Genomic DNA, 14,973 nt, shown 5'->3' with positions numbered 1-14,973 from the left:
GGAAGAGGGGGAATTAGCGCGCTTTGGGCCAAAAAGGAAACCGCTTCCCTCCCCTGCCGCAAATGCTCTAAACACGGCCCAAGATTCCCGCAGAAACCCGAGACGGAGCCGATGGCGCGCCAGTTCATCTATCACATGCAGGGCCTCACCAAGACCTATCCGGGCGGCAAGAAGGTCCTCGACAACATCCACCTCTCCTTCTACCCGGACGCCAAGATCGGAGTGCTCGGCGTCAATGGCGCGGGTAAGTCCACGCTGCTGCGCATCATGGCCGGCATCGACAAGGAGTTCACCGGCGAGGGCTTCGTCGCGGAAGGGGCGAAGGTCGGCTATCTGCCGCAGGAGCCGCAGCTCGATCCGGCGCTGAACGTGCGTGAGAACGTCATGCTCGGCGTCGCCGGGAAGAAGGCGATCCTCGACCGCTACAATGATCTCGCCATGAACTACTCCGACGAGACCGCCGATGAAATGACGAAGCTGCAGGACGAGATCGAGGCCAAGGGCCTGTGGGATCTCGACAGCCAGGTCGATCAGGCCATGGACGCGCTCGGCTGTCCGCCCGACGACGCCGACGTGACGAAACTTTCCGGCGGCGAGCGGCGCCGCGTGGCGCTCTGCAAGCTGCTGCTCGAACAGCCCGAGATGCTGCTGCTCGACGAGCCGACGAACCATCTCGACGCCGAGACGGTGAACTGGCTCGAAGGCCATTTGCGCAACTATCCGGGCGCGATCCTGATCGTCACCCACGACCGCTACTTCCTCGACAATGTCACCGGCTGGATTCTGGAGCTCGATCGCGGCCGCGGCATTCCCTATGAGGGCAATTACACGAGCTGGCTGAAGCAGAAACAGAAGCGCCTGATGCAGGAGGCGTCGGAAGACAAGGCCCGCCAGCGCGCGCTCGAAGCCGAAAGCGAATGGATCGCCGCCTCGCCCAAGGCGCGCCAGGCGAAGAGCAAGGCCCGCATTCAGCGTTACGAAGAGCTCGTCGCCAAGCAGAACGACAAGGCGCCGACGACCGCGCAGATCATCATTCCCGTGGCGGAGCGCCTCGGCGCCAATGTCATCGACTTCGAACACATCGCCAAGGGCTTCGGCGACACGCTGCTGATCGACGATCTTTCCTTCAAGCTGCCGCCCGGCGGCATTGTCGGCGTGATCGGGCCGAACGGCGCGGGCAAGACCACGCTGTTTCGCATGATCACCGGGCAGGAGACGCCGGACAAGGGGACGATCGCCATCGGCGAGAGCGTGCAGCTCGGCTATGTCGATCAATCGCGCGACGCGCTTCACGCCAACAAGACCGTCTGGGAGGAAATCTCGGAGGGCAATGACGTGATCTATCTCGGCAAGCGCGAGATCAATTCGCGCGCCTATTGCTCGGCCTTCAACTTCAAGGGCGCGGATCAGCAGAAGAAGGTCGGCCAGCTTTCGGGCGGCGAGCGCAATCGCGTGCATCTCGCCAAGATGCTCAAGAGCGGGGCCAATGTGCTGCTGCTCGACGAGCCGACGAACGACCTCGACGTCGAAACGCTACGCGCGCTCGAAGAAGCGCTTGTGGATTTCGCCGGCTGCGCCGTCATCATCTCGCACGACCGCTTCTTCCTCGACCGCATCGCGACGCATATCCTCGCCTATGAGGGCGACTCGCATGTCGAATGGTTCGAGGGCAATTTCGCGGAATACGAAGAAGACAAGAAGCGCCGCCTCGGCGTCGACAGCGTCATTCCGCACCGGCTGAAATACAAGAAGTTCGCGCGCTGATCGACGGATAGACGCTGTCGCTCGCGAGCGTCTCCCTCCGCCTTGCGCGGAATGGGTGACGAGCCCCGCGCCCCGTCAAGCCCGGCCTCGAGCCGGGCGCCCACGGCGCGTTCCCGGCAATGGTCCCGCGTGGATGGCCGGGACAAGCCGGCCATGACGAAGGGGCATCGCAGCCCCCTTCAACGCCCGAAGGCCTTGCGGAGCTCGTCCTTCGCTTCTTCCAGCACCCGGCGGCGCTCTCGGGGCAAATCGCGCCCTGCGCGATTGATGTAGAAGGTGAGCATGGACATGGCGGAGCGAAACGGCGTCGCCTTGCGGCGTTCGCTCGCTTCGGCCGAGCGTTTGAGCGAGAGCGCGATTCGTTTCGGATCGTCCCAGGTGAAGACGCCCGCCTCGAGGTCGAGCGCATGGCTCTCCCGCGTGACCTCCTGCGACCAGCAGGCGTCTTTTCGAGCCTTGCGCGCCATCGGCCGCCATTTCCTTCAGCTCACGGGTTTTCAACAAAAAAACCCGGCCGCTGTTCGCGGCCGGGCCTACGCGTTCAAAAAAATCCTGAAATCAAGGCCCCGATCGCCCGCAATCCCTTGAAGCAACAGAGGAAATATCAACGCTTCATTCATTGCCTCCGCGTGCGCTGGCGCATAGCAGGCAGCCCCGACGCCGCAGCCGGGCTGCGTTCCTGCCACGATTTCGCCATCTCGTCGTGGCGACTTACAGGGGTTAATGAAGCGGCGTTTCGAGGGGAAAATATCAGATCATGAAATCAACCGCTTGCGCCGCGGGTTTGGCGGCTCTCGCTCTCGCCGGATGCGCTGCAACGGAGTCGCCGGTCGCCTCGGCCCCCGAATCTTATGTCAATGAGCCGCGCAGCGACGAACCCGTCGCCGACAAGACGGGGCTTCATTCGCACATTGCGCGTTTCGCCCGCCTTTACGATATCCCCGAGTCGCTCATTCACCGTTCGGTTCGGCGGGAGAGCAATTACAATCCCACCGCTCACCATGGCCCTTATTGGGGTCTGATGCAGATCCGCCACGATACGGCGAAGCACATGGGCTACAAGGGTCCAGCGAGCGGGCTGCTCGACGCGAAGACCAATCTCACCTATGCGGTGCCCTATCTCGCCAACGCCTACAAGCTGTCGGGCGGCAATGAAGCGCGCGCGATCAAGCTTTATGCCGGCGGCTATTATTACGAAGCCAAGCGGCGCGGCATGCTCGACCTTCTCCACACGGAGCCGCTCGACTCCGAATGAGGCGGCGCCTTGGCGCGCGCCGGGCTCTGCTGCGCGATGAGCGCCTGCTGGGCGCGTCTACTGGCCTTTCGGCGTGAAGGTCGACCGCACGCGGCCGCTCCCCTGCCCGCCGCCGCCCTGAACCGTGGCGACGCCGCTCGTCACGTCATAGACCAGCCGGTCGCCCTTCACGATATTGTCGCCCTGAGTCAGGGTCACATTGCCGGTCAGATAGACCTTGTTGTCGGCCTTGTCGTAGCTGCCGCGATCGCCCGTGCCGATCTGGTCCTTGGAGACGAGCGTCACCGGCCCGTCGGCGTCGATGTGCCTGACGCGGTCATTGCTGGCCCCCGCGTCGGGAGCGCCCTTGCCCTCAAGGAAAATGGTGAGGCGCGACGCCTTGAGGGTCGACGGCCCGTTCGTGACGATGACGCTGCCCGAATAGACGAGCTTCTGGTCCTGATCGAAATAATCGAGCTTGCCCGCGTCGATGTTGAGCGGGTCCTTGGCCGTGGCGCCGGGCAGAACGCCGCCCGAACGACCCTTGGCTTCGGCGGCCCCGGCGAGCATGAGCGCCGCGAGGGCGCAGAGGGTAAGGCGTTTCATCGTTTTTCTCACTTGGCCGCGCCCATGGCTCCCGGCGGCGCGCCATCCTCTCCGTAGAGCACGGAGCGGACATTGCCGGTGAAGGTCGCGCGGCGTTCCTTTTGCGAAAATTCAACATGCGCCGACCTCACCTCGCCACCCTGGATCTTCAGCGTGACCGGCTTGTCGGAAGTCATGACGCTCGCCTTGAAATCCATGGCGGCCGTCTCTGTTCGAAGCTCGAAGCTCTTGGCGTCGGTGATCTGGACACCGCCGCTCATGTCCGCGTGATCCGTCTTGGTGCTGTAGACGGCCTTGGGCGCCGTCAGCACGACGGCGCTGTCCCCGGTCGTTTCGACGCGCACGTCGAGCCCATCGAGATCAATCTGATCCGGTTTGGCGATGTCCTGCACGCCGACGCGCGCCCGGACCTCATAGGGTCGGCCATCCTTGCGATAGCCCACGAGCTTTGGACTTTCGATCACGATGCGCGTGCCCTGGAGCGCGACGCGGGCAAGATTGAGATCGACCGGAAGGAAGCGCAGGGAACTCACCAACAAGCCGAGGCCGACGAGGCCCACCGTGCCGCCGACGCCCCAGACGATCCAGCGTCGCAGCTGAGCGACCCGCGCCGTATGGCGCAGCGCCTCCGGAAAGGCGCTTTCGCGGCGCGCGGTGAGACCGGCGAGACGGTCGCGACCGGCGGCCGGCTTTTGAATGCGCTTCTCCTTGCCCGGCGGCGCGGGAGCGGCCGGAGGCGAGGCGGGGGAAGCGTCAGCGGCGCTGCCGTCTGTCATGTTCGGCTTTATCCGGCGAGCCCATGGCGAATTCGAGGCGCGCGCCCGTCAGCGGCGCAGTCTCACTCATGGGAGAAGATGTCGGTCTCGGGCCAGCCGAGAAGATCGAGCCGCGCCCGCGCCGGGAGGAAATCGAAACAGGCCTGCGCCATCTCGGTTCGCTCCTCGCGGGCCAGCATGGCGTCGAGCCGCTCCTTGAGCTGATGCAGATACAAAACGTCCGACGCCGCATAGGCCTGCTGGGCGTCGCTCAGATTGGCGGCGCCCCAGTCGGAGGATTGCTGCTGCTTGGAAATCTCGACTCCGGCGAGCTCGCGGACGAGGTCCTTCAGACCATGGCGGTCGGTATAGGTGCGGGTGAGCCTGGAGGCGATCTTGGTGCAATAGACCGGCGCCGGCATGATCCCGAAGGTCTTGGCGAGAATGGCGAGGTCGAACCGGGCGAAATGGAAAAGCTTCAGCACGCTCGGGTCCGCAAGAAGCTTCTCGAGATTGGGCGCGCGGGTCTGTCCGCGCGCGATCTGCACCAGTTCGGCGTCGCCATTGCCGAAGGAGAGTTGCACGAGACACAGACGATCGCGATGGGGATTGAGCCCCAGCGTCTCGGTGTCGATTGCGACAATGGACGAGAGGGCGGCCCCGGAGGGCAGGTCGCCCTGATGCAGACGTATCGTCATGGCTTCCGATTCGTTCGATGCGGCTTTGGCGCTCTCTTAGCGAAAAGCGAAAAGCTTGTCGAAGCCGCCGCCATCTCCCCTTTCATTTTCCCTTGCGCGGCCGCCGAGGCCTGCGCGTCCCAAAGGGCGACTCGCCCGCCTCCATCCGCTCCTCGATGAATTTCGCCCAGGCGATCAACGGCTCGCAGACCGAGGCCGTGATCTGCCGAAAGCTGAAATCTGGCTCGGCGGCGAGCCGGCGCAGCGAATGCCCGAGGTAATAGGCTTCCACCATCGTCTGCTCCAGCCGCGTGCGGCCGCCGTCTGCGGGCTCCTGCCCCGCCTCGCTCAAATCCGTCGTCATAGCTTACTCCCCCAGCCTCGTTCCCCGGCGCGATTTCGCGGCCCTGCCCGGCCCGGCCAGCCTGCGCTGGACGGCGGGGACGCAACTCAATTGGTTAAACCGACAACCCGAAGGCTCCCCTACTCCAAAAGCTCGCTTTCTAACGTCTGTACGCTACAGGTTAAGCTTTCGCCGCACCGACCGCAAGGCGCCGCCTCTTGCCAGCCCGCAAGCGGCCGTACACTGTAGGACTAACGCAGCGCACAAACGGACAATCCCGCTTGACCGACGAACCCATCAGCTTCAGCGGCGCCGAGTGGCGCTTCAACGCCATCTTCATCGAATTGTCGGTTCGCCTGTTCGTCATCGGCTTTCTGACCTATTGGACCTTCGCCATCGTCGCGCCCTTCGGGGCGATGATCGTCTGGAGCGTGGTGCTCGCCGTTGCGCTCTATCCGCTGTTCGACCGGCTGGCGGCGGCGCTCGGCGGCCGGCCCGCCGTCGCGGCCGCCCTGATCACGCTCGCCGCGCTCGTTCTCGTCATCGGACCGGCGACCTGGATGGGCGTCGGCTTCATCGAGCCGGTCAGAGGCCTGATCGCAGGCTTCGACAACGGCGACATCGCCATTCCACCGCCTCCCGAGGCCGTGAAGAACTGGCCGCTTGTCGGCGTGCAGATCTACGCGTTCTGGGAACTCGCCTCGACCAATCTGCACAGCGCCCTGGCGCAGATCCTGCCGCAGCTCAAACCGGTCGGCGAATATCTGCTCGGCATGGTGCGCAACGCGGGCGTCGGCACGCTGAAGTTTCTCTTGTCGGTGATCCTGTCGGGCTTCCTGCTCGCCTACGCCACGCCTCTCATGGTGGGCGTGCGGGCGCTGGCGCGGCGCATCGATCCCTCGAACGGACACAAATATCTCGACATCGCCGGCGCGACGATCAACGCCGTCTCACGCGGCGTGATGGGCCTCTCCATCATGCAGGCGGTGGTCGGCGGCATTGGCATGTATCTGGCGAATGTGCCCGGCGCGAGCCTGCTTACGATCGCCATTCTCGTCCTCGGCATCGTGCAGATCGGTCCGCTCATCGTCGTCGCGCCGGTCGTGTTCTGGGCCTGGACGGCGCTCCCGACCGCCGGCGCCGTCGCCCTGACGCTGTGCATGCTGACAGTGAATTACATGGACAATGTGCTGAAGCCCTTCATCTTCGCGCATGGGCTCTCGACGCCTATTCCGGTGATCTTCATCGGCGTCATCGGGGGCGTGCTGGCGCATGGGATCGCCGGTCTCTTCGTCGGTCCGGTGGTGCTCGCCGTCGTCTGGGAGCTCGGCACCGCCTGGATCGCGGAGGAGATCGCGGCTGGCGCGCCAAAAGCGGTCGAGCCCGAACCTCTGCTCGCGCCCCGGCAGGAGCGGCAGGTGGAAGCCTCGTAAGCGCGCGCTTTATCCGCCGCGCAAAGCCTTGAGCACCTTGAGGCTGGCGCGGCCATTGCGCGGCAGGCCGACGCGCCCCTGATAATCGGCGATGGCTTCCTTGGTCTTCGTGCCGATCACGCCGTCGGCGTCGCCCACGTCATAGCCGGCGCGCACGAGCAGCGCCTGCAATTCGCGGCGCTCGGCGCGCGAAAGGCCGGGATCGTCGGTCGGCCAGGGGGTCTGGATGCCGGGGCGGCCCCGAAGCATGTCGGAGAGGACCGCGATCGCCAGCGCATAGGATTCCGCGGCGTTGTAGGAATAAATCGCGTCGAAGTTCTTCGTCACCAGAAAGGCGGGGCCATTGCGGCCGGCGGGCAGAAGAAGGCCGGCCGATCCGCCGCCGAGACCGCCGCCGTCGAGCCGCGTGATTCCCCGCGACTCCCAGAAGGACATGGGCTGCTTGCGGCTGCGGCCGGAGGGGCCGGAGAAGCTTTCGGGGAGACGCACCTCAAAGCCCCAGTGCTCGCCGGCGCGCCAGCCGCTCTTTCTCAGGAAATTGGCCGTGGACCCGAGCGAATCCGCTGCCGAGCTCGCGATGTTGCGGCGGCCGTCGCCGTCGAGATCTACGGCCGTGCCGAGGAAGGTCGAGGGCATGAATTGCGTGTGGCCGAAGGCGCCGGCCCAGGAGCCCATGAACTCGTCCGGGCGGATGTCGCCATTGTCCAGAATCTTCAGCGCGGCCACGAATTCCTTGCGCCAGTAGTCGTTGCGCCGCGGGGCCTCGCAGGCGAGCGTCGCGAGCGACTGCACGACCGGGCGCTTGCCGAAGCTCTTGCCGAAATCGGACTCGACGCCCCAGACGGCGACGACGGTCGCCGGATCGACGCCATAGCGGCTTTCAGCGGCGTGGAGGGCGCTGGCGTATTTTTGCAGCATGGCGCGTCCTTCCGCGACGCGCTCCTCGTCGACGAGGCCGGCGACGTAATCCCACACCGGCGTCGTGAACTCGGGCTGCTTGTCCATGAAACTCACGGCGTCATTGGGCTCGAGCCCGTCCGTCGCCGCGGCGATCGCTTGCTGGCTCACCCCCGCTCCCGCCGCCGCATGGCGCAGCCCCCCCACACAAGCGGACCATTCCGCGCGCGCCGGCGCCGCGAAAAGCAGGAGCGCGGCCGACGCCGCAAGCAGGCAATTTTGCTTCATGGACGAAAGCTTATCGCGAGAAGACGTTTTTTTCGTGGGGAGGCGGGCGCAAAAGCCCGTCCCACGAGCTCGGAGCCCATGCGCCGGCCGCTGTCGCGATCCGGCGCATGGCGTCGTTGCGTTACTGCTCGCAGACCCTGCGCGGGCGTGAGCCGATTACCTCGCCATATTCGTCGAACACGGGGCGGCGTTCGGTCCAGCAGCGGACCGGCGGCGGCGGCGGCGGCGCATAGACGACCGTCGGCGGACCCTGCTGGGCCAGCGCGCCGCCGGCGATGGCGCCGAGCGCGAAGCCGCCGATGCCGGCGGCGATCGCGGGACCAGCCGAGTCGGCCCGCGCAGGCGCGGCCTGGATCATCACGGCCCCGATCGCCGAAGCGGCGAGAATCGCGGCGAGGAACTTGCGCATTGGGTAGTCTCCGAAAGGGCGAGGGGCCAAAGACGAAAAGCCTTCACTCGTCGCTACGTTAGCGATCGAGGGTCGATGAATCGTAAATTCGCGGCCAAATGGCGACGCTTCCCGGTCAATCGGCTCAAAGCCTGGAAATTTTTGGTTTCGCCGGGGGAGGCGACACAGGCGCCGCGGCGCCCGGCACCCGCGCCTTCTCGCCCCCGACGACCGGTGGCGGGACGTCATTCGACGCGCGCGGCGGCTCCTTCACATGGAAGGCCGCGGCCGCCGCTTTGGCCGCCGCCAGCTCCTTCGAGTCGAGCCTGGACGCGACCTCGTCGCGCTTCCTGGCGGCGTCGGCGTCGCCCTGCGCGGCGGCGGCGGAGAACCAGACATAGGACTGCACGAGGCTCTGCCCGACGCCGAGCCCCCGCGCATGGAGGATCGCGAGATTGTACTGACTGTCGCGCACGCCGTATTCGCCCGCTTTGCGGAACCACTCGGCCGCAGCGCCGTAATCGGGCTTGCCGCCGTCGCCGCCCTCGGCGAACAGGACGGCGAGATTGTGCATGGCGCGGGCGTTCCCCGCCTCCGCGGCGGCTTGATAGAGCTTGCGGGCGCGCGAATAATCTCGTTCGACCCCGACGCCCTTTTCGTAAAGCGAGCCGAGCCGATACATGGCTGGCGCGAGTCCCTGAGCCGCAGCCCTTTCGAACCATTGCGCCGCCATGCGCGGATCGCGCGGCAGGCCGCGGCCCTCCGACATGCGGAGAGCAAGGTCATATTGCGCCGCCGCGTCGCCGCCCTCGGCCAGCGCCCGGATGGCGCCGATGGCGTCGGGCGGCGGCAGGGGATTGAGCGCAGCCCCGCCGATGGAGCCGACAGGGGTCCTGTCGACGGGCGCGGTCTCGGCGTTCGGAACGATCATGCGCGGCGGCGGCGCAGCCGGAGCGGCGGCGGGCGCCTTCGTCGCGTCCGGGACAGCCGCGCGCGGGCGGGCGGGCGCCGCCGGCGCGGGGTTCTTCGCGGCCTCCCCGACCACGCCGGCGGCGGGGGCTGAACCGCCGGCGCCGGCCTCGCCGTCTTCCGGCGTCGCCTCTGCATGCTGATGGTTGTCCTTGCGCCAATTATCGACGCCCTCGATGCCGACGCGGGCGATCTGATAGGCGCCCGCCATCAACACCAGCGCGCCGAGGCCGAGCAGCAGCGGCCGCTTGCGATCCTGAATCGCCGCCAGAAGTCCCGCGCCCTTGCCTTCGGGCGCGCGCTCGACCTCTTCGGCGGGCGTTTCCGCCCGCGTGGCGCTGCGGCGCGCCTGATAGGCCGTTTCGGCGGCGGCGGCGTCACGGGCGGCCTGCTGGGCGGCGCGGCGCGCGGCGGCGATGAAATCCATCTGGGCCGGTTCTGGCCGGCCCCCCAGGCCGGTCTCGAAGGCCGGCTCGCGGCGCTGCGGGCGGGCGGCGCCGGGCGGCATCAGGAAATCGCCGAGGTCGTCGTCGTCAGCCTCGATGCGCGAGGACGCGCGCGGCTCCGCGAGGACCCCCGGCGCGCGGGCGGCCGCGGCGGGCTTCGCGGCGCCGCGGATTTCCGTGAGCTCGTCCTCGAACATGGCGAGACGCTCGACGACGCGCTCGAGGGTCTCGTGCACGGCGAGCAGCGTCTCATGGGTGCGCTGGCTGCTCTCGTCCTGCTTGTCCCGAATTTCGACCAGCTCGCGCTCCAGCGCCGCCCGCAGGGCGCCGGGCGCGGGGCTCGCCTCACGCAGGATCTCCTGCGTGGCGCGGCGCACCGCCTCCTCTGCGGCGAGCGAGGTTGCGCTCTTCGTCTCCTCGAGCTGCCCGACGAGGGCGCCGATCTTCGCCTCGACGGCGGCGAGCGCAGCGCCGTTCTCGTCGTTGCGGGCGAGCCGTTTCGACAGCGCGCCGATCTGCCTTTCGAGGGCCTTCAGCGCCTCACCGTCGTCTCGCGCGCCGACCGCCTGATTGATGCGCGCGGCAAGCTGTCCGACGAGTTCCGTCAGCTCCTCCTGACGCGACGCGACGCGCGAGCCTTCCTCGGCGCGATGCGTCAGCGCCGACTGCATGCGTTCGAGACGGGCGGCGATCTCGTCGAGCTGCGCATTGCGCGGAGCCGCGGCGAGAAGCGCGCTCAGTCTCGGATTGGCGCCCGGATCGTCGAGGCGGTCGACCTTTCGGGACAGCTGTTCGATCTGGTGGCGGATCGGCTCGATGTCCGGCGCTTGTGCGCCGGCCGCAAGCGCCGTCTCCACCTTGCGATCGAGCCCGCGGACGAGGTCCTCGATGGCCCCGATGGCGGGCGCCGCCGCGACGCCACGCTCGAACCGCTGCGACAGCGTCTCGCGCATCCCGTCGATACGCTGGGCGAGATCGTGGAAGTGCTTCTCGGCCGGCGGAGAGGCGACGGGCAACCGGCTCCCCAGCGAATCGAGCTTGCGGCCGATTTCCTCCAGAGCCGGCGCCTCGGTCTTTTGCTCCAGCGCGGAGTCGAGCTTGCGCGCCAGCCCGGCGACGAGATTTTCGAGCCCGGATGTGTCGACGGGCGGGACCGGGCCTTTTTCGAGCCGTCTCGCGAGCATCTGGCCGAGATCGTCGATGCGCTTGCCCAATTCGTCGATGCGCTTGCCGCCGGCGCTGGCGACGAGCTCGTCGAGCTGGCCGGCGAGCCGCTCGAGGCGGCCGTTGAAGGTGTCTAGGCTCGCCGTTGTCTCGGAAGAGACGATCGCGCGGATCGAGCGCGCGGCTTCCCCCATGTCCAGGGCGGCCGCGGCCTTTGAGGCGACGCCCGCCCCCGAGCGTGCGAGCGCGTCGACGCGCTGGGTGAGATCCACAAGCCTCGTTTCGATCTTTTCGAGGGGCAACGGCCTGGCGGCGAGCGCCGAGAGCTGCTCCCGGATGTCGCCGCTCCGTTCGACGAGCTCGCGAATGAGCGCGGAGTCGGCGGCGTTCGGTTCCTGGAGCGCGTCGAGTCGGCGCCCGATGGTCAGGACGTCGGCGTGGAGATTGCGGACGATGGGGCTCGGGTCGAGGTCGCGAATGCTGGCGCGCAGCTCATCGGCGATCCGCTCGGCGGGTTCGAGAAGATCGTCTGCGACGCCGCGACACCGCTGCGTCTCGACGCGGCGGGCGAGGTCGTGCAGCGCCATCTCGATGGCGGCGACCGAGGCGCGCGGCGCGAGGTCGCCGATTGCGCTGGACATGTCCTCGAGGTCCCTGCGGAGGCCCTCCACCTGGCGCATGGCGACGAGTTGCTGATCGGCCCGCTCCACAGCGCCGTGCCGAACCGCTTCGATCTGCTGCGAAATGGAGTCGAGCGTCGCCTGAACCGCGGCGAATCGGTCCGGCGCCGGCGCGAGCGACGGCTCCGGCTCGTGCGGCAGAGGGCGCGCCGGCTCGGCGGCGAGCAGAGCGCGCTGACGGCGCGTGATTTCGGCGACGGCTTCGTCCAGCGGGCGCCGAACCGGCGGTTCGACCCGGCCGGGCTCTGGCGCGGGAGCCTGCTCTTCCGCCGCAGGCTCGGGCGCGCCCCCCCGAGGCTCCGAGCCGAGCCTTCGGGCGATTTCGTCAAGGCGCTGGTCGAGCCCCTCGAGCGCCCGCTCCACCCCCGAGACGCGATCGGCGCCCGAAAGCGTGTCGAGGCGGGACTCGAGCCGCGCCAGCGCGGCGCGGATGGGACGCGCGTCATCGACAGCGGCGGGCTCTTCGGCGAGGCGCGATTCGAGCCGGCCCAGCCGCTTGGCGAGGGACGCGAGGCCCTCTTGCGCGCTCTCCCGGCTCAGCTCGCCTTCTTCGAGAAGACCGGCGAGATTGTCGAGCGCGCGCGCCGTCTCACGCTCGCTTTCGGCGATTCGGCGGTGGAAGATGGCGGCGGCGTCGGCGACGATCGCCTCCCGGTCGAGGCGCGTCGTCCGCTCCCGGCGCGGCCGCGCGTCACGGCGCCCCTCATCTTCCGCGCGAAGACGGCGCGCGGGCGGCGCGCGATCTTCATCCTCGCCGGACGGGTCGTCGTTCCGTTTGCGGCGGGATTCTGTCTGGAGCGCCTGCGCGTCGTCGCGCCAGCGGCGCGGCGGATGGCCGTCGTCTCGCTCGCGTCGCCGCTCGTCACGCAAGCCCGCAGGTCCGGCGAGCCGCCTTGCGATGGCTTCGACCTGGTCGTCGTCGTCATCTTCGAAGGGCTCGTCGCGCAAATCCTCCGCCTCGGCGCGAATCGCGTCGTCGAGCCAGGCGCCGAGGCGTTTCCCGGACCGGCGCGCTTCGGCGCGGGCCGCGCCCCTCGCCTCGTCGTCGGCGCCACGGTTTTTGCGGGAAAGAGCCTTGGTCATGTGCGTGTCCGGCAAGCCCGTCTTTGCGGATGGCTCGAGAGAAGAGAGAACGAAAACAACCCGTGGAGACGGCTCGACAACGCCCGCGAATCGGAGCGTTAACCATAAAAGGCCGAGACGGCGCCGGAACCGACTTTCTGCTGTTTGCGGTAAACAAGCGGTTAAGCCGTCCGCCGATCCGGCGGCTTCCGTTCAGGTTTACGAAACAAGCGATTAGCCGAGCAGGAATCTTTCCCTTTTCGGGCAAGGCGCAGCGGTTATGAGCAAACCCACGAGCTACGTTCAAGCCCCTATTGCGCGGGCGATGCGGCCCCTCTACCTAAGACGCGAACGGCGTCTCATCCGGGCCGCGCCGGCCGTTGGATGTCGACCTTCAAAGGGAGAATTCGATGCCGAGCTACAGAGCGCCTGTTGAAGATACGCTTTTTCTGCTCAATGACGTTTTGCAGTTCCAGCGTTTCGGGAATCTGAAAGGATTCGCCGACGTTTCCCTCGACGTTCTCTCGCAAATCCTTTTCGAGGCCGGCAAGCTTTGCGAAGAGGTGCTCGCGCCGCTCAACCAGTCGGGCGACGCCAATGGCTGCAAGCGCGGCGCAGACGGCGCGGTGTCGACGCCCGCGGGCTTCAAATCCGCATTCACCGCCTATGCGAACGGCGGCTGGATCGGCCTGCCCGTGCCCGAGGACTATGGCGGACAAGGCCTGCCCTTCACGCTCTCGACGCCGATGAGCGAATACGCCTCGGCGGCGAATATGGCCTTCGCCATGTATCCCGGCCTGACGCAGGGCGCGCTCGCGGCGCTGCTCACCCATGGCTCAGAGGAGCAGAAGCGCCTTTACGTTCCCAAAATGGCGGAAGGCCGCTGGACCGGCACGATGAATCTCACCGAGCCGCAATGCGGCACGGACCTCGGCCTGTTGACCACCAAGGCCGTCCCGCGCGGCGATGGAAGCTATGCGATCACCGGCCAGAAAATCTTCATTTCCGCCGGCGAGCACGATCTCGCGGAGAACATCATCCATCTCGTGCTCGCCCGCATCGAGGGCGCGCCGGCGGGGGTGAAGGGCATATCTCTCTTCATCGTGCCGAAGATTCTCGTCGAGGCCGACGGTTCGCTCGGCGCGCGAAATGGCGTCTCCTGTGGCTCCATCGAAGAGAAGATGGGCATTCACGGCAACGCCACCTGCGTCATGAACTACGACGGCGCGCAGGGCTTTCTCGTCGGCGAGGCCAATCGCGGCCTCAACGCCATGTTCGTGATGATGAACGAGGCGCGGCTCGGCGTCGCCATCCAGGGCCTCGCGCAATCCGAGGTCGCGTATCAGAATGCGGTCGCCTATGCAAAGGAGCGGCTTCAGGGCCGCGCGCTGTCGGGACCGAAATTTCCCGACAAAAAGGCCGATCCGATCATCGTGCATCCCGACATTCGCCGGATGCTGATGGAGATCAAGGCCTTCAACGAGGCGGCGCGCGCCCTGACGCTTTCCGCCGCGCTCGACAGCGACGTGGCGCACCGCTCGGAGGACGCCGCGGCGCGGCAGGCGGCGGAAGATCGGCTGGGCCTGATGACGCCGGTGCTCAAGGGCGTGCTGACCGACGTCGGCTTCGACAACGCCGTGAAGGCGCAGCAGGTCTTCGGCGGCCATGGCTACATTCGCGAATGGGGCATGGAGCAGTTCGTGCGCGACGCGCGCATCGCCATGATTTACGAGGGCGCGAATGGCATTCAGGCGCTCGACCTCGTCGGCCGCAAACTGCCGCGCGACGGCGGCCGCGCCATCATGGCCTTCTTCAAGGACAGCGCCGAGCTGTTGCAGGCGCATGGCGACAGGGAGGCGATGAAGCCTTTCGTCGCGCCTGCGCAGGCGGCGCTGAACGATCTTCAGAAAGCCACCATGTGGCTCATGCAGAACGCCATGGCGAAGCCCGACAATGCGGGCGCGGCCTCCTATGATTACATGCATCTTCTCGGCCGCGTCGCGATGGGGCTGATGTTCGTGAAGATCGCGGCCGCCGCGATGGAGAAGAAATCGCGCGAGCCGGATCAGGCGGCGCGCATGGATGCAAAGCTTGCCACCGCGCGCTTTTTCATGGAGCGCATGCTGCCGGAGACGGCGCTGCGTCTTGCGCGCATCGTCACAGGGGCCGACACGATGATGTCGCTTCCGGCGGAGATGTTCTAGAGCCGGGCGGCTTCCCGCCCCGATACGGGGCGGCCCCGCAAAACGGGGTCGGATGCAGTCCCG

12 protein-coding genes are annotated in these 14,973 nt (G+C 67.2%); 4 read left to right on the top strand and 8 right to left on the bottom strand.

Features of this window, described 5'->3' with window-relative positions; all coding sequences use genetic code 11:
• The first annotated feature begins 111 nt into the window (after nucleotides 1-111).
• Nucleotides 112-1,764 (top strand): energy-dependent translational throttle protein EttA, encoded by a 1,653-nt coding sequence (gene ettA, locus WOC76_RS06045; protein WP_341108282.1) that lies wholly within the window; start codon nucleotides 112-114, stop codon nucleotides 1,762-1,764.
• A gap of 179 nt (nucleotides 1,765-1,943) precedes the next feature.
• Here ettA and WOC76_RS06040 read toward each other — a convergent pair whose 3' ends face one another.
• Entirely contained in the window at nucleotides 1,944-2,231 is a 288-nt protein-coding gene (locus WOC76_RS06040; RefSeq protein ID WP_341387653.1) for a DUF3175 domain-containing protein, read from the bottom strand.
• A gap of 290 nt (nucleotides 2,232-2,521) precedes the next feature.
• Between WOC76_RS06040 and WOC76_RS06035 the strand changes: the two genes are divergently transcribed.
• Nucleotides 2,522-3,019: a lytic transglycosylase domain-containing protein gene (locus WOC76_RS06035; protein WP_341108284.1), complete on the top strand. Its 498-nt coding sequence runs from the start codon at nucleotides 2,522-2,524 to the stop codon at nucleotides 3,017-3,019.
• 57 nt (nucleotides 3,020-3,076) lie between these two features.
• Here WOC76_RS06035 and lptA read toward each other — a convergent pair whose 3' ends face one another.
• The 4 genes from lptA to WOC76_RS06015 all read right to left on the bottom strand — a co-directional run bounded on the left by lptA (nucleotide 3,077) and on the right by WOC76_RS06015 (nucleotide 5,400).
• Complete coding sequence (gene lptA / locus WOC76_RS06030) at nucleotides 3,077-3,604, bottom strand: lipopolysaccharide transport periplasmic protein LptA (protein WP_341108286.1); 528 nt, start codon at nucleotides 3,602-3,604, stop codon at nucleotides 3,077-3,079.
• Nucleotides 3,605-3,612: 8 nt separating this feature from the next.
• Nucleotides 3,613-4,380, bottom strand: a complete 768-nt coding sequence (gene lptC / locus WOC76_RS06025) for an LPS export ABC transporter periplasmic protein LptC (protein WP_341108288.1) — start codon at nucleotides 4,378-4,380, stop codon at nucleotides 3,613-3,615.
• Between the two features lie 62 nt (nucleotides 4,381-4,442).
• Nucleotides 4,443-5,057, bottom strand: a complete 615-nt coding sequence (locus tag WOC76_RS06020) for a ribonuclease D (protein WP_341108289.1) — start codon at nucleotides 5,055-5,057, stop codon at nucleotides 4,443-4,445.
• An 82-nt stretch (nucleotides 5,058-5,139) separates the two neighbouring features.
• Entirely contained in the window at nucleotides 5,140-5,400 is a 261-nt protein-coding gene (locus WOC76_RS06015) for a hypothetical protein (protein WP_341108291.1), read from the bottom strand.
• Between the two features lie 260 nt (nucleotides 5,401-5,660).
• On the opposite strand from WOC76_RS06015, the gene WOC76_RS06010 reads away from it, so the two are divergent.
• Nucleotides 5,661-6,812, top strand: a complete 1,152-nt coding sequence (locus WOC76_RS06010; RefSeq protein WP_341108293.1) for an AI-2E family transporter — start codon at nucleotides 5,661-5,663, stop codon at nucleotides 6,810-6,812.
• A gap of 9 nt (nucleotides 6,813-6,821) precedes the next feature.
• On the opposite strand, the gene WOC76_RS06005 is transcribed toward WOC76_RS06010, so the two are convergent.
• The 3 genes from WOC76_RS06005 to WOC76_RS05995 all read right to left on the bottom strand — a co-directional run bounded on the left by WOC76_RS06005 (nucleotide 6,822) and on the right by WOC76_RS05995 (nucleotide 12,727).
• Nucleotides 6,822-7,997 (bottom strand): lytic murein transglycosylase, encoded by a 1,176-nt coding sequence (locus WOC76_RS06005; RefSeq protein WP_341387649.1) that lies wholly within the window; start codon nucleotides 7,995-7,997, stop codon nucleotides 6,822-6,824.
• A 121-nt stretch (nucleotides 7,998-8,118) separates the two neighbouring features.
• Nucleotides 8,119-8,406: a hypothetical protein gene (locus tag WOC76_RS06000; protein WP_341108294.1), complete on the bottom strand. Its 288-nt coding sequence runs from the start codon at nucleotides 8,404-8,406 to the stop codon at nucleotides 8,119-8,121.
• Between the two features lie 124 nt (nucleotides 8,407-8,530).
• Nucleotides 8,531-12,727 (bottom strand): peptidoglycan-binding protein, encoded by a 4,197-nt coding sequence (locus WOC76_RS05995; protein ID WP_341431326.1) that lies wholly within the window; start codon nucleotides 12,725-12,727, stop codon nucleotides 8,531-8,533.
• Nucleotides 12,728-13,116: 389 nt separating this feature from the next.
• Here WOC76_RS05995 and WOC76_RS05990 point away from each other — a divergent pair, with 389 nt between their 5' ends.
• Nucleotides 13,117-14,910 (top strand): acyl-CoA dehydrogenase C-terminal domain-containing protein, encoded by a 1,794-nt coding sequence (locus WOC76_RS05990; protein WP_341108297.1) that lies wholly within the window; start codon nucleotides 13,117-13,119, stop codon nucleotides 14,908-14,910.
• Nucleotides 14,911-14,973: the final 63 nt, after the last annotated feature.

It is taken from the genome of Methylocystis sp. IM3 (assembly GCF_038070105.1).
Taxonomy (GTDB): domain Bacteria; phylum Pseudomonadota; class Alphaproteobacteria; order Rhizobiales; family Beijerinckiaceae; genus Methylocystis.
The sequence above is the reverse complement of the archived record's forward strand: the minus strand, read 5'-3'. Positions and strand labels throughout refer to the sequence as shown.

Coding starts and splice junctions, on each gene's coding strand:
- ettA (WP_341108282.1), top strand. CDS start 112: ATGGCGCGCCAGTTCATCTATCACATGCAGGGCCTCACCAAGACCTAT.
- WOC76_RS06040 (WP_341387653.1), bottom strand. CDS start 2,231: ATGGCGCGCAAGGCTCGAAAAGACGCCTGCTGGTCGCAGGAGGTCACG.
- WOC76_RS06035 (WP_341108284.1), top strand. CDS start 2,522: ATGAAATCAACCGCTTGCGCCGCGGGTTTGGCGGCTCTCGCTCTCGCC.
- lptA (WP_341108286.1), bottom strand. CDS start 3,604: ATGAAACGCCTTACCCTCTGCGCCCTCGCGGCGCTCATGCTCGCCGGG.
- lptC (WP_341108288.1), bottom strand. CDS start 4,380: ATGACAGACGGCAGCGCCGCTGACGCTTCCCCCGCCTCGCCTCCGGCC.
- WOC76_RS06020 (WP_341108289.1), bottom strand. CDS start 5,057: ATGACGATACGTCTGCATCAGGGCGACCTGCCCTCCGGGGCCGCCCTC.
- WOC76_RS06015 (WP_341108291.1), bottom strand. CDS start 5,400: ATGACGACGGATTTGAGCGAGGCGGGGCAGGAGCCCGCAGACGGCGGC.
- WOC76_RS06005 (WP_341387649.1), bottom strand. CDS start 7,997: ATGAAGCAAAATTGCCTGCTTGCGGCGTCGGCCGCGCTCCTGCTTTTC.
- WOC76_RS06000 (WP_341108294.1), bottom strand. CDS start 8,406: ATGCGCAAGTTCCTCGCCGCGATTCTCGCCGCTTCGGCGATCGGGGCC.
- WOC76_RS05995 (WP_341431326.1), bottom strand. CDS start 12,727: ATGACCAAGGCTCTTTCCCGCAAAAACCGTGGCGCCGACGACGAGGCG.
- WOC76_RS05990 (WP_341108297.1), top strand. CDS start 13,117: ATGCCGAGCTACAGAGCGCCTGTTGAAGATACGCTTTTTCTGCTCAAT.